This is a genomic window from Mycobacterium sp. GA-2829, assembly GCF_001499965.1.
Taxonomy (GTDB): Bacteria; Actinomycetota; Actinomycetes; order Mycobacteriales; family Mycobacteriaceae; genus Mycobacterium.
In genome coordinates this window covers 314,153-327,277 of the sequence record NZ_LQIT01000012.1, presented here as the reverse complement: position 1 = coordinate 327,277, position 13,125 = coordinate 314,153, and the positions used below count along the sequence as shown (strand labels likewise).

Below are 13,125 nucleotides of genomic sequence, written 5' to 3'. Positions count from 1 at the left end.
ACGTCAGACATCTCCACTAAGCCCGGAGGTCCTCCCTTCTCACAGCCAAACCGTCAACAACGTCCCTGCCGGGTACACCTAGGCCCGCCGCGGTGCGGCCAGGCGTTCCTTCCGCAGCCGGGCCACCTCGTCGAGGTCCAGCGGCGGCAGGTCGCCGACGACCCGGCTGAGCAGATGGTCGGCCAGCTCGGGATTGCGGGCCAGACACGGTCCGTGCAGGTACGTCGCGATCACGCTGCCCTGCACCGCACCGTCGAACCCGTCGCCGTCGCGGTTGCCCGCACCCTTCTCCACCCGGGCCAGCGGTGCCGCGTCCGAGCCGAGAGTGGTTCCGCCCCTGTGGTTTTCGAAACCCGTCAACCTGTCGGAGAGCCCGTCGACCAGCGGCCGGGACACCACCTCACCGATGGTGCGTGCCGGCTGCGGTGTGGTGGTGACGTCGAGCATCCCGACCCCGTCGACCCGCTCACCCGACGACGTCTCGTACCAGTGGCCCAGCACCTGGATGGCCGCGCAGATCGCCAACACCGGGGCGCCGCGCGCGGCGGCCTGCTGCAGACCGGGATAGCGCTGCAGATGTTTGGTCGCCAGCCGCTGCGCGTAGTCCTCGGCGCCGCCGAGCGTGTAGAGGTCGAGTTCGGCGGGCACCGGATCGGCCAGCGTGATCTCCACGACCTCGGCGTCGATACCGCGCAGCCGCAGCCGCTGCCGCAGCACCACCGAGTTGCCGCCGTCGCCATAGGTGCCCATCACATCGGGCAGCACCAGCCCGATCCGCACCGTGGAATCGCTCATCGGTTCAACCGCCGGTTCAGTTGCAGGAACGCCGTGTAGTTCGCGATCACCTCGACGTGTCCGGGCGGACACGACTGGATGGCCGCGAGCGTGTCGTGCACCAGCGTGTGCTCGACGCCGGCGTATCCCAACCGCACCGCCAGGTCGGTGCCGCGTTCCCCGGCGGCCACCACCTGGGTGTCCTCGAAATGCTCGAAACGCACATCCCACAGCCACGACAGGTCCTCCCCGTCGGGGACCTGCCCGTTGACCGCGATGACGACGCCGGCGCCGTGTTTGTCGACCATCGACAGCGCCTCCTGCCAGCCGGCCGGATTCTTCGCCAGCAGCACCCGCACGGTGTGGTCGCCCACCTGCACGGTGCGGTAGCGGCCTGCCACCTCGTCGACCGTTCCGACGGCGGCGACCGCACCCGCCGGGTCGGCGCCCATGGTCACCGCGGCGGCGACGGCCTGCGCGGCGTTGCCGCGGTTCACCGCGCCCGGCAGGGCCAGCGTCATCGGCAGTGACAGCCCGTCCGGACCGTGCAGGTGGGTGTCGTCGTACCACCACTGCGGGCTCGGGCGCTTGAAATCGGTGCCCGTGGAGTACCAGTGCTGGCCGTCGCGGACGATGACCTCACCCGAGCGCGGGCAACTCACCGAATCGTTGGCCCAGCTGCCGCCCGCGGCCACCCACACCACGTGCGGGCTGTCGTAGGCCGCCGACGTCATCAGCACGTCGTCGCAGTTGGCCACCACGACCGCCTTCGGGTGCCGGGCCAGGCCGCCGCGCAGCGTGCGCTCGATGTGATTGATCTCACCGACCCGGTCGAGCTGATCGCGCGAGAGATTCAGGAGGACCACCACCGCCGGGTCGACGGCATCGGACACGTGCGGGACGTGCATCTCGTCGACCTCGAGTGCGGCCAAGGGCGCGGCGCGGTCGGCGGCGAGCGCGGCGACCAGACCGGCGTCCATGTTCGCGCCCTCGGCGTTGGTGGCGACCGCGCCGAGCGTGCCCAGCGCCGCCGCGGTCATCCGCGTGGTCGTGGACTTGCCGTTGGTGCCGGTGATGACGACCGTGCGCCTGCCCGCGCCGAGCTGACCGAGGATCGACCGGTCCAGCGTCATCGCGACGAGCCCGCCGATCATGGCGCCTGCGCCGCGGCCGGTGACACGCGACGCCCAGCGGGCGGCGGCTCCGGCCGACAGGGCGGCGCGTCCTCGAGGGGTGACCATCCCCGGCAGTTTAGGTGGCCGACACGCGCCGCTGCGATCCGAGATTGTCGGAGGGGCGTGCCACGCTGAGGAGGTGAGCCACGGTTGGGGAAGACCGGCGGTCGACACCGGTACAGGCTGGGCCGTCGTCGATGTCGAGACGTCGGGTTTCCGGCCGGGGCAGGCGCGGATCGTGAGCCTGGCCGCACTCGCGGTGGGTGACGACGGCAACGTCGAACAGAGCCTCGCGACCCTGCTGAACCCGGGCGTCGACCCGGGGCCCACCCACGTCCACGGGCTGACCGCCGAGATGCTCGACGGCGCCCCGCGCTTCGGCGACGTCGTCGGCGAGCTCGCCGAACTGCTGCCGGGCCGCACGCTGGTCGCACACAACGTCGCGTTCGACTACTCGTTCCTGACCGCCGAGGCCGAACTCGTCGGCGCCGAACTGCCGATCGATTCGGTGATGTGCACGGTCGAACTGGCCCGTCGCCTCGACCTCGGCACCGAGAACCTGCGGCTGGAGACGCTCGCCAACCACTGGGGTGTGCCACAACTCAAACCGCACGACGCGCTCGACGACGCGCAGGTGCTCGCCCAGATCCTCAAGCCGACGCTGGCCCGCGCGCGGGAGCGTAGGTCCTGGCTCCCGACCCGTCCGGTGAGCCGGCGCCGCTGGCCCAACGGCCGCGTCACCCACGACGAACTGCACCCGCTCAAATCGGTCGCCGCCCGCCTGCCCTGCGCGTACCTGAATCCGGGTCGCTACGTCGCCGGGAGGCCGCTGGTGCAGGGGATGCGGGTGGCCGTCGCGGCCGAGGTCGCCCGCACCTACGAGGAACTGATCGAGCGGATGATCACCGCGGGGCTGGCCTACACCGACACCGTGGATCCCGAGACGTCGCTCGTGCTGTGCAACCAGCCCGGCGTCGAACAGGGCAAGGGTTATCTGGCGCAGGAGTTCGGCGTCCCGGTGCTCACCGACGCCGAGTTCATGCGCGCACTCGACCACGTCGTCGGCGGCACCGGGATCGAAGACTTCGTCGACAGCACGACCGTCGGGGACCAGTTCGCCCTATTCTGACCGCGGCGCATAGCGGCGCGCGACGTCGAGCCACTTGTCCAGCTCCGGTGACGTCTCGTACTCGGAGTCGAGCAGGTACAGGCTCGGGGCGGGGCAGCTCGCCCCGATCTCGACCAGCACCGGCCGCAGTGTCAGTTCCGGCGCCAACGAGTGGGCGAGCGACCCGCCGAGCATGAGCGGGAACGTGGGCACGCCGCCGAGTTCCCCCGCGCCGAACTGGTCGAGGAACAGCTTGAGCAGCCCGGTGTAGGTGGCCTTGAACGTCGGCGACGCGACCACCAGCGAGTCGGCGGACTTCACGAGCTCCTTGGCCTCGGCGACCTTCGGGTCACCCCAGCCGAGCAGTCCGGCACCGAGGTCGACGACATCGATGACGTGCTCGGGGGCAGCGCCGGTCAGCCTCTCGGCCACCAGTTCGGCGGCGGCCCGGGTCCGCGACTTCGGCTTCGGATTCCCTACGACGACGACTGTCACCCGAGCACTTTCTCACGGATGTCAGTCGCGCGCAGCGCGGTTCACCGCGGATACGACCGCGCGCAGCGAGGCCGTCGTGATCGACGTCGCGATCCCGACACCCCACACGGTCGTCCCGCCGACCGACGCCTCGACGTACGCCGCGGCCTGCGCCTCCTCGCCGGCGGACAGGGCGTGTTCGGAGTAGTCCAACACGCTGATGTCGTAGCCGATCGCGCCCAGGGCGTCGACGAAGGCCGCCAGCGGACCGTTGCCGGCCCCGACGATCTCGCGTTCGACGCCGTCGACCTTCACCACCGCGGTGATCGTGTCGGTGCCACCGTCGATCTCGGCGGCGTCGACGCGCTGGCGCATCCGCTCCAGCGGCCGGATCGGCGACAGGTACTCCTCGGCGAAGACGTCCCACATCTCCTTGGGCGAGACCTCGCCGCCCTCGCCGTCGGTGATCTTCTGAATCGCCTGGCTGAACTCGATCTGCAGCCGGCGCGGCAGCACCAGCCCGTGATCGGCCTTCATGATGTAGGCCACGCCGCCCTTGCCGGACTGCGAGTTCACGCGGATGACGGCCTCGTAGGTGCGGCCGACGTCCTTCGGGTCGATCGGCAGGTAGGGCACCTGCCACAGGATGTCGTCCATATCGGCGTCGGCGGCGTCCGCATCCACTTTCATCTGGTCCAAGCCCTTGTTGATCGCGTCCTGGTGACTGCCGGAGAACGCGGTGTAGACCAGGTCGCCGCCGTAGGGGTGGCGCTCGTGCACGGGCAACTGGTTGCAGTACTCGACCGTGCGGCGGATCTCGTCGATGTTGGAGAAGTCGATCTGCGGGTCGACACCGCGGCTGAACATGTTCAGTCCCAGCGTCACCAGGCATACGTTGCCGGTGCGCTCACCGTTGCCGAACAGGCAGCCCTCGATGCGGTCGGCGCCGGCCTGATAGCCCAATTCGGCTGCGGCGACGGCGGTTCCGCGGTCGTTGTGCGGGTGCAGGCTCAAGATGATGCTGTCCCGCGGGCTCAGGTGCCGGTTCATCCACTCGATGGAATCGGCGTAGACGTTGGGCGTGGCCATCTCGACGGTGGCGGGCAGGTTCACGATCAGCGGCCGGTCCGGCGTCGGCTCGATGACGTCGGCGACGGCGTTGCAGACGTCGACCGCGTACTCCAGCTCGGTGCCGGTGTAGGACTCGGGGGAGTACTCGAACCGCCACAGCGTGTCGGGGTGTTTGGCGGCCTCCTCGACGCACATGCGGGCGCCGTCTACGGCGATCTTCTTCACGGCCTCGCGGTCGGCGCGGAATACCACCCGTCGCTGCAGGATCGACGTCGAGTTGTAGAAGTGCACGATCGCGCGCGGCGCACCATGGCACGCCTCGAACGTCTTCTCGATCAGTTCGGGCCGGCACTGGGTCAGCACCTGGATGGTGACGTCCTCGGGGATCGCGCCCTCGTCGATGATCTCGCGGACGAAGTCGTAGTCGGTCTGGCTCGCCGACGGGAAGCCCACCTCGATCTCCTTGTAGCCCATGCGGACCAGCAGGTCGAACATGCGGCGTTTGCGCTGCGGGCTCATCGGGTCGATCAGGGCCTGGTTGCCGTCACGCAGGTCGACCGCACACCACATCGGGGCGCGGTCGATGACCCTGTCGGGCCAGGTGCGGTCGGGCAGCGTGATGTTCTCCACCTCGTCGGCGAAGCTGCGGTAGCGGCTGACCGGCATCGAGGAGCCGCGCTGGGTGTTCCAGGCGGGCTGGCCGGGGTTGGGGGCACCGGACGGGGTGCTGATGGTGCGGGCGGACGTGAAGGCGTCAGACGAAATCGGGGTGTTCATATCGATTGCTCCGGGAGTTTTGCGAGGGACTCGACCGGCGCATCGCGAAAACCCGCGACGGGAAGCCGGTCTGGTCAGACCCCGCCGCGGCGGCCGAGAAGGAGCGCCCGCTGCACAAACATGATCGTCCCACTGTAGCGCGCCGCCCCCCGAGCGCCCAAACGCGCGTCAGACCTGCGAATCGGGGAACGCGATGACCGACAGGAACCGGATGGGCAATTCGACCAGGTCGACGGGGCCGTGTGCGCCCTCCCCGTCGATCTGCAGCGAGTCGCCGGGGTGCAGTCGGTACACCGAGCGGCTGTGGCTGTAGTCCATGACCCCTTCGAGCATGTAGATGAACTCAGTGCCCGGATGCTGGAAGAGCGGATAGGTGCGGCTCTTCTCCGACAGCGTCACCTCGAGGCATTCCAGCCGCTTGTGCTCCCCGCGCAACGAGCCGAGCAGCTGGTACTCGTGGCCCTCCTTGGTGCCGTTGCGCACGATTCGCGCTCCGGTGCCCGCCTTGACGAACGCCGCGGGCCGTTCGACGTCGGCACCCCGGAACAGACTCGTCACCGGGACGTCGAAACCCTTGGCGAGCAACGCCAGCGTCGACAGGCTGCACGAGGTCTGCGCGTTCTCGATCTTGCTCATCATCGCCTTCGAGATGCCGACGCGCGCCGCCATGTCCGCGACGGTGAGGCCCTGCTGCAGGCGCAGCTGCCGCACGTTGCGCCCGATCGCGGCCTCGAACTCGGTGTCGTCGACCGTTTCGCGCGGGTCGCGTTCGCGTGCGGTGCCGGACTGGTTGCGGAGCAGCTGGTCGTCGGATGAGCTCACTGCACCTGTCTAACGCATCTCACCCGCGCCGACGTACGGGAAGGGCGTCTTGAGCAGATCATCTTCGGCGAACCGGGAGAGGCGGAAGTCGGATTCGGGGATCCGCGGGTCGGAGCTGCGCCCGTCGACGACCAGATCCGCCACCAACCGCCCGACCGCGGGGGCGATCTTGAAACCGTGGCCGCTGAACCCCGCCGCCACGATCAGGCCGTCGAGGTCGGTGCGCGAGATGACCGGGTTCCAGTCCGGGGTGACGTCGTAGCAGCCGGCGTAGCTGCTGGTGATCGACGCATCCGGGAACCCGGGGAAGCGGGTGCCCACCTTGTCGACGGTGATGTCGACGAAGGCATCGGTGGCGCGGTTGAGGTAGTCGTCCGGATCGGTCTCCTCGTTATCGGCCAGGTCGCTGTTGCCGAACAGCACCGTACCGTCGGGTTCAGGTCGAATGTATTGCAGGGAAACAAGATCCGAGAACACCGGCACGGGGCCGAGGGTCACGCCGGGGTCGATCAGCACGATCTGTTCCCGCACCACGCGGATCGGGATGTCGATGCCGTGCTGGGCGAGGAACGGCCGGGTCCAGGCGCCGGTGGCGACGACGACGGTGTCCGCGGAGATCTCGCTGCCGTCGGCGAGTGTCACCCCGGTCACGCGCTGCCCGTCGGTCACCAGTTCGCGCACCGGGGTGCTCTGCCGGACCCGCACCCCGGCGGCGCGTGCGGCGACCGCGAACGCCTGCGCCGTCTGATAGGCGTCACCGTAGCCGCCGCGCGGCTCCCACCCGAATGCGGCGAACGGTTCCAGATCGGCGTAGGGCCACATCTTCGCGACCTCGGCCGCGTCGATCTCCCCGGTCTGCACACCGACCGCGCGCTGGGCGGCCAGGCTCTTACGCATCGCGTCGACATTCTGTTCACCCACGCCGACGACGTAGCCGGTCTGGCGGAAGCCGATGTCGGTGCCGAAGATCTCCTCGGCTTTCTCGAAGACCTCCAGACCCACCGCGGCCATCGCCGCCAGCGAGCTGACCCCGTAGTGGCAGCGCACGATCCCGCTGGACTTACCTGTCATCCCGGACCCGACGGTGTGCCGTTCGGCCACAACCACATTCGTCACACCGCGTTCAGCGAGCGCCCATGCGGCGGCGGCGCCTTCGAGCCCGCCGCCGACGATGACGACATCCGCTGTCTCGGTCATCAGAACCCCGCTCCCGGAATCCAGTTCGTGCCGGCCACGGGGACGCGGGCCATCGCGGCGGCCTCGATCGTGACCGCGACGAGGTCCTCGGGTTCGAGGTGGCAGACGTGGGCCTTACCGCAGGCGCGGGCGATGGTCTGCGCCTCCATGGTCAGCACCCGCAGGTAGTTGGCCAGCCGTCGGCCCGCCTCGACCGGATCCAGCCGCGCGGCAAGTTCCGGATCCTGGGTGGTGATGCCAGCCGGGTCGCGGCCGTCCTGGAAGTCGTCGTAACAGCCTGCGGCGCTTCCGATCTGCTCGTACTCGGCGGCGTAGCGCGGATGGTTGTCGCCGAGGGCGATCAGCGCCGCGGTGCCGATCGCGACGGCGTCGGCGCCGAGCGCCAGGGCCTTGGCCACGTCGGCGCCGGTGCGGATGCCGCCGGACACGATCAGCTGCACTTTCCTGTGCACACCCAGTTCCTGCAGCGCCTGCACGGCCTGCGGGATCGCCGCCAGCGTCGGGATGCCGACGTGCTCGATGAACACCTCCTGGGTGGCGGCCGTGCCGCCCTGCATCCCGTCGACGACCACCACGTCGGCGCCGGCGTGGACGGCCAGCTTGACGTCGTAGTACGTGCGGGTGGCGCCGACCTTGACGTAGATCGGCTTCTCCCAGTCGGTGAGCTCCCGCAGCTCGTTGATCTTGATGGTCAGGTCGTCGGGCCCGGTCCAGTCCGGATGACGGCACGCCGACCGCTGGTCGATGCCCTGGGGGAGGGTGCGCATCCCGGCCACGCGTTCGGAGATCTTCTGTCCCAGCAGCATTCCGCCGCCACCCGGTTTCGCGCCCTGCCCGAGGACGACCTCGATCGCGTCGGCCTTGCGGAGGTCGTCGGGGTTCATCCCGTAGCGCGACGGCAGGTACTGGTACACCAGATGCTTGCTCTGCCCACGCTCCTCCGGCGTCATGCCGCCGTCGCCGGTGGTGGTGGAGGTGCCGACCTCGCTGGCGCCGCGGCCCAGCGCCTCCTTGGCCTGCCCGGACAGCGCGCCGAACGACATGCCGGCGATGGTGACCGGGATATCCAGGTGCAGTGGGTATTTCGCGTGGCGGTCGCCCAACACCACGTCGGTGGCGCACTTCTCGCGGTAACCCTCCAACGGGTAGCGGGACATGGATGCGCCGAGGAACAGGAGATCGTCGAAGTGCGGCAGTGGCCGCTTGGCGCCCCACCCGCGGATGTCGTAGATCCCGGTCTCGGCCGCCCGCTGGATACCGGCGATCGCGGCGCGGTCGAACGTCGCCGACTCGCGCAGACCCCAGGTGCTCATCAGTAACTCCCTGTGTTGTCGACGTGGAAGTGGTACAGCTCGCGGGCCGAGCCGTAGCGGGTATAGGCGGAGGTGTCGTCGTCCTCGAAACCCGCGGCCTTGAGCAGCTGTCCGAGTTCCTCGTGGTGTTCGGCGCGCATCTCCTTGGCGATGCAGTCCGCGCCCAGCGACGCCACCGAACCGCGCACATACAGGCGCGCCTCGTAGATCGAGTCACCGAGCGCCTCACCGGCGTCTCCGCGGACGACGAGGCGGCCGGCCTGCGCCATGAACGCGCTCATGTGGCCAATGTCGCCGCCGACGACGATGTCGATGCCCTTCATCGAGATCCCGCACCGCGCAGCGGCATTGCCCTCGATGACGAGCAGGCCGCCGTGGCCGGTGGCGCCGGCGGACTGGGAGGCGTTGCCCTTCACCCACACGGTGCCGCTCATCATGTTCTCCGCGACACCGGTGCCCGCGTTGCCGTCGATGACGACCTCGGCCTGCTGGTTCATCCCGGCCGCGTAGTAGCCGACATGGCCCTCGACCGTCACGCGGACGGGCGCGTCGAGACCGACCGCGACGTTGTGGGCGCCGTCGGGGTGCTCGATGACGAACGCGCCCGACAGGTCGGGGGCATGCAGCGCGGTGTTGACGTCGCGCAGCGGGGTGGTGTGGAGGTCGAAGGCTATCGGGTCCATGCGTACACCACCTCGGGCTCGGGCTCCCAGATCGCGGCGTTCTCGACGCCGGGCAGACCGGATAGCGCACGGTATTCACTGGCCATCGCGACCCAGTCGGCCGTCTCGGCGATCACCGCGGGTTTGCATGCGATCGCGTCGCGCACGACCGCGAACGAATCGCGGTTGGACACCAGCAGCGTGTAGAAGCCGTCGAAGACCGCACACAGCTCCTTGAGCGCGGTCTCGACGTCGCGGCCCGCGGCCAACTGTGCGGCGACGAACCGGGCGCCCACCTCGGTGTCGTTCTCACTGTCGAATTCCACACCGGCAGCGCGCAATTCACGTCGGATGGTGGCGTGGTTGGCGAAGCTGCCGTTGTGCACCAGGCACTGATCGGGGCCCACCGCGTACGGATGCGCCCCCGACGGGGTGACCGCCGATTCGGTGGCCATCCGGGTGTGGCCCACGCCCTGCCAGCCCTGCGCGGTCGCCAGGCCCCAGGCCTCGGTCAGCGTATGCGGATCGCCCACGCCCTTGAGGACCGCGAGATCGGTGCCGAACCCGGCGACGAGCGCATCGGGGAAGGCGGCGCGGGCCGCGGCGAGCAGGGTGTCCGATTCGACCGGGGCGCTCACCAGATACGTCGCGTCCAGCACGGTCACCGCCACCGGGACCGCCAGTGCCGACCCGATGGCGTCGGCCGCGGCCTCGGGGGACGCGCCGACCTCCAGCAGGGAGACGGCGCCGTGGCCGGGCGGCGTCCACGTCGGGTCGCCGTACACCGCGACGCCCGCCGAATCGCTACCACGGTCGGACATCTCGCACAGCATCCCGGTGAGCAGTTCGCCCAGCCGTGGTTGGAGTTCGGGGTTGCGCAGGTGCAACCCGACGATCCCGCACATGTGTTGCTCTCTTTCGTCGAAATCAGAACGCGGTCAGGTACTGCTCGACCTCCCACGGGCTGACCGTCCCGTGGTAGTCGAAGAATTCGTGCCGTTTGAGGTCGGCGAAATACCGGGCCACTCCGTCACCGGCAGCGTCGAGGACTCCGGCGACGACCGGATCCGCCTCGAGTTCCTCGACCGCGTGCAGCAGCGTCGGCGGCAACGTCGAACGATTCTCGGCGACCGCGCCCACCGCGCCTGGGTCGGCCGACCGCTTGATGCCGTCGAGTCCGGCGCCCAGCGCCGCCGCGACCGCGAGGTAGGGGTTGGCCGATCCGTCCCCGCCGCGCAACTCGATGCGCTGGGAGTCGGGGACGCGGATGTAGTGGGTGCGGTCGTTGCCGCCGAACGTGGCGCGCCGCGGGGCCCAGGAGGCGCCCGACGCGGTGCTCGTCGCGCCGGTTCGCTTGTAGGAGTTCACGGTTGGCGCGATCACCGACTGCAGTGCGCAGGCGTGGTCGAGGATGCCGCCGATGAACGCGTATGCGGTGTCGGACAGTCCGAGGCCCTTGCTGTCGGAATCGCACGGGAACACCGGGGTTCCGCCAGTGGTCAGCGACAGGTGGAAGTGCAGGCCGCTGCCGGTACGGTCGCCGAACGGTTTGGGCATGAATGTGGCGACCATGCCGCGCTCGGCGGCGATCATCGACAGCAGGTAACGCAGCGTGATGACGCGGTCGGCGGTGGTCAACGCGTCGGAGAACTGGAAGTTCTGCTCGAACTGACCGTTCCCGTCCTCGTGGTCGTTGGCGTAGTTGTCCCAGCCGAGCTGGTTCATCGCCGACGAGATCGTGGTGAGGTGGTCGTACATGCGGGTCACGCCGCGGGCGTCGTAGCAGGGCTGGGCCGCGGTGTCGGCGGCGTCGGCGGTGGCCAGGCTGCCGTCGGGGTTGCGGGTCAAGAGGAAGTACTCGACCTCGGCGCCCACCCACGGTTCGAAGCCGGCGTCGGCGGCCTGCTGGACCAGGGTCTTGAGGATCACCCGCGGCGCGTAGGGCCAGGGTTTGCCCTCGACGTGAGGGTCGCAGTGCACGATCGCCAGACCCTCTTTGACGAACGGGATCGGGGTGAACGACGCGGGATCCGGGATCGCCATCAGGTCGGGATCCTTGGGCTCCTGGCCCATGGCGCCGACGGCGTAGCCGGCGAAACCGACCCCCTCGGTCGCCAGCTGTTCGACCGCTTCCACGGGAACGAGCTTGGCGCAGGGCTTTCCGCGCAGATCGACGAACAACGCGAGGATGAACTTGGTGCCGGATTGCTCGGCAAGGGTGGCGAGATCGGGGGACATTTCTAACCTCTGTCTCTTGAGATGAATCACTGTATCACTGCAGGAAACCCGACGGGCATGAAAATGCGGCCGACGCGGAGTGATCTACGCCGCGTCGGCCGCAGTTCGGGTCAGACGGCTTGCATGTCGTACGAGGATTCGCGGTGGAATTTCGCGTCGATGCCCTGTTCCTCTTCGTCGGGCGAGATGCGGATGCCGACGGTCTTCTTGAGCGCGAAGGCGATCAGGTACGCGACCGCGAACGAGTAGATCATCACCGCACCGGCGGCGACCGCCTGCTTCCAGAGCTGGTCGACACCGCCGCCGTAGAAGAGGCCGTTGACGCCGTTGGGCATGCCCTCGCTGGCGAAGAAGCCGATGAGCAGCGTGCCGATCACGCCGCCGACGAGGTGGACGCCGACCACGTCGAGCGAATCGTCGTATCCGAAGCGGGATTTCAGCCCGACCGCGTACACACACACCGCGCCGGCGATACCGCCGACGAAGATCGCACCGACCGGGGTGACCGCACCGCAGGCGGGGGTGATCGCGACCAGGCCGGTGATGGCGCCGGAGGCCGCGCCCACACCGGTGACGTGACCGTCCTTGATCTTCTCCACGGCGAGCCACGCGAGCACCGCGGCGCAGGTGGCCACGAACGTCGTCACCATGACGATGGCCGCGGAGTTGCCCGCCGCCAGGGCCGAACCGCCGTTGAACGCATACCAACCGGCCCAGAGCAGACCCGCGCCGAGCAGTGTCAGCGGGACGTTGTGCGGTTTGCGCAGCTGGCCGAACATCGCCGACTTGCCGAGCACGATCGCCACGGCCAGCGCCGCGGCGCCGGCGTTGATGTGCACCGCGGTGCCACCGGCGAAGTCGACCGCCCCGAGGGTGTTGGCGATCCAACCGCCGACCGAGTTCTCCGTGACCACACCGTCGAACGCGAACACCCAGTGGGCGACCGGGAAGTACACCAGCACCGCCCACAGGGTCGCGAAGCCCATCCACGCACCGAACTTCATCCGGTCGGCGACCGCGCCCGAGATCAGCGCGACGGTGATCGCCGCGAACAGCGCCTGGAACACCGCGAACAGGCTGACCGGCAGACCGTCGACGGTGGTCATCGGCTCCAGGAGGTCTTTCATCCCGGCGAACTCGGTGAAGCTGCCGACGAAGCCTCCGTAGGAGGTGCCGAACACCATCGAGAAGCCGAACAGGACCCACAGCAGCCCGACGGCTGCGACGGCCCCGAAGGTCATCATCATCATGTTGGTCGAGCTCTTGACGGACACCATGCCGCCGTAGAACAGGGCCAGACCGGGGATCATCAGCGTGAGGCCGATGATGCAACACAGCATGAAGGCTGTGGTTCCTGTATCCATGCGAAACCTTCTCTGCGGTAAGCGGCCCACGCGGCCGACCACTGGCAGTAGGCGACGTTTCTGTTACAGAGACAGGTCCATTTGTGTTGCGACGCCGTTAATTGTCATCCCGCGCCGAAACTGCGGGGAGATCGTGAAATCGGCGAAATG

The 13,125-nt window shown here is 68.9% G+C and carries 12 protein-coding genes; 1 reads left to right on the top strand and 11 read right to left on the bottom strand.

All coding sequences use genetic code 11. The features are described 5' to 3' along the window. Nucleotides 1-78 precede the first annotated feature (78 nt). Both AU194_RS10015 and AU194_RS10010 read right to left on the bottom strand, forming a co-directional pair. On the bottom strand, nucleotides 79-795 hold the full coding sequence (locus tag AU194_RS10015) for a type 1 glutamine amidotransferase (RefSeq protein ID WP_059089046.1): 717 nt from the start codon (nucleotides 793-795) through the stop codon (nucleotides 79-81). Further along, on the bottom strand, nucleotides 792-2,015 hold the full coding sequence (locus AU194_RS10010; protein ID WP_059089045.1) for a Mur ligase family protein: 1,224 nt from the start codon (nucleotides 2,013-2,015) through the stop codon (nucleotides 792-794). The genes AU194_RS10015 and AU194_RS10010 overlap by 4 nt, the downstream gene beginning before the upstream one ends. Before the next feature lie 73 nt (nucleotides 2,016-2,088). On the opposite strand from AU194_RS10010, the gene AU194_RS10005 reads away from it, so the two are divergent. Next, the gene (locus AU194_RS10005) at nucleotides 2,089-3,078 is read left to right on the top strand and encodes a DEDDh family exonuclease (protein ID WP_059089044.1); all 990 of its coding nucleotides are present in this window, start codon (nucleotides 2,089-2,091) and stop codon (nucleotides 3,076-3,078) included. Here AU194_RS10005 and AU194_RS10000 read toward each other — a convergent pair. The 9 genes from AU194_RS10000 to AU194_RS09960 all read right to left on the bottom strand — a co-directional run bounded on the left by AU194_RS10000 (nucleotide 3,070) and on the right by AU194_RS09960 (nucleotide 12,975). After that, on the bottom strand, nucleotides 3,070-3,552 hold the full coding sequence (locus AU194_RS10000; protein WP_059089043.1) for an NADPH-dependent FMN reductase: 483 nt from the start codon (nucleotides 3,550-3,552) through the stop codon (nucleotides 3,070-3,072). The genes AU194_RS10005 and AU194_RS10000 overlap by 9 nt on opposite strands. A 21-nt stretch (nucleotides 3,553-3,573) precedes the next feature. Further along, entirely contained in the window at nucleotides 3,574-5,379 is a 1,806-nt protein-coding gene (gene leuA, locus AU194_RS09995; RefSeq protein WP_059089042.1) for a 2-isopropylmalate synthase, read from the bottom strand. A gap of 168 nt (nucleotides 5,380-5,547) precedes the next feature. Next, nucleotides 5,548-6,201 (bottom strand): XRE family transcriptional regulator, encoded by a 654-nt coding sequence (locus tag AU194_RS09990; protein WP_059089041.1) that lies wholly within the window; start codon nucleotides 6,199-6,201, stop codon nucleotides 5,548-5,550. A 9-nt stretch (nucleotides 6,202-6,210) separates the two neighbouring features. After that, complete coding sequence (locus tag AU194_RS09985; RefSeq protein ID WP_059089040.1) at nucleotides 6,211-7,398, bottom strand: FAD-binding oxidoreductase; 1,188 nt, start codon at nucleotides 7,396-7,398, stop codon at nucleotides 6,211-6,213. Next, the gene (locus AU194_RS09980; protein WP_059089039.1) at nucleotides 7,398-8,711 is read right to left on the bottom strand and encodes an FMN-binding glutamate synthase family protein; all 1,314 of its coding nucleotides are present in this window, start codon (nucleotides 8,709-8,711) and stop codon (nucleotides 7,398-7,400) included. The genes AU194_RS09985 and AU194_RS09980 overlap by 1 nt, the downstream gene beginning before the upstream one ends. Then, nucleotides 8,711-9,394 (bottom strand): protein glxC, encoded by a 684-nt coding sequence (locus AU194_RS09975; RefSeq protein ID WP_059089038.1) that lies wholly within the window; start codon nucleotides 9,392-9,394, stop codon nucleotides 8,711-8,713. Before AU194_RS09975 ends, AU194_RS09980 begins: the two co-directional genes overlap by 1 nt. Continuing rightward, complete coding sequence (locus tag AU194_RS09970; RefSeq protein ID WP_059089037.1) at nucleotides 9,382-10,278, bottom strand: glutamine amidotransferase; 897 nt, start codon at nucleotides 10,276-10,278, stop codon at nucleotides 9,382-9,384. Before AU194_RS09970 ends, AU194_RS09975 begins: the two co-directional genes overlap by 13 nt. Before the next feature lie 22 nt (nucleotides 10,279-10,300). Further along, nucleotides 10,301-11,611, bottom strand: a complete 1,311-nt coding sequence (gene glnT / locus AU194_RS09965; protein ID WP_059089036.1) for a type III glutamate--ammonia ligase — start codon at nucleotides 11,609-11,611, stop codon at nucleotides 10,301-10,303. Nucleotides 11,612-11,721: 110 nt separating this feature from the next. Further along, nucleotides 11,722-12,975 carry an ammonium transporter gene (locus AU194_RS09960; protein ID WP_059089035.1) on the bottom strand — a complete coding sequence of 418 codons (1,254 nt, stop codon included), beginning with the start codon at nucleotides 12,973-12,975 and terminating at the stop codon, nucleotides 11,722-11,724. Nucleotides 12,976-13,125: the final 150 nt, after the last annotated feature.

What these genes read in the sequence shown, in the direction of transcription:
- AU194_RS10010 (WP_059089045.1), bottom strand. Translation starts at nt 2,015, where the DNA reads ATGGTCACCCCTCGAGGACGCGCCGCCCTGTCGGCCGGAGCCGCCGCC.
- AU194_RS09985 (WP_059089040.1), bottom strand. Translation starts at nt 7,398, where the DNA reads ATGACCGAGACAGCGGATGTCGTCATCGTCGGCGGCGGGCTCGAAGGC.
- AU194_RS10015 (WP_059089046.1), bottom strand. Translation starts at nt 795, where the DNA reads ATGAGCGATTCCACGGTGCGGATCGGGCTGGTGCTGCCCGATGTGATG.
- AU194_RS09970 (WP_059089037.1), bottom strand. Translation starts at nt 10,278, where the DNA reads ATGTGCGGGATCGTCGGGTTGCACCTGCGCAACCCCGAACTCCAACCA.
- AU194_RS09975 (WP_059089038.1), bottom strand. Translation starts at nt 9,394, where the DNA reads ATGGACCCGATAGCCTTCGACCTCCACACCACCCCGCTGCGCGACGTC.
- AU194_RS09960 (WP_059089035.1), bottom strand. Translation starts at nt 12,975, where the DNA reads ATGGATACAGGAACCACAGCCTTCATGCTGTGTTGCATCATCGGCCTC.
- leuA (WP_059089042.1), bottom strand. Translation starts at nt 5,379, where the DNA reads ATGAACACCCCGATTTCGTCTGACGCCTTCACGTCCGCCCGCACCATC.
- AU194_RS09980 (WP_059089039.1), bottom strand. Translation starts at nt 8,711, where the DNA reads ATGAGCACCTGGGGTCTGCGCGAGTCGGCGACGTTCGACCGCGCCGCG.
- glnT (WP_059089036.1), bottom strand. Translation starts at nt 11,611, where the DNA reads ATGTCCCCCGATCTCGCCACCCTTGCCGAGCAATCCGGCACCAAGTTC.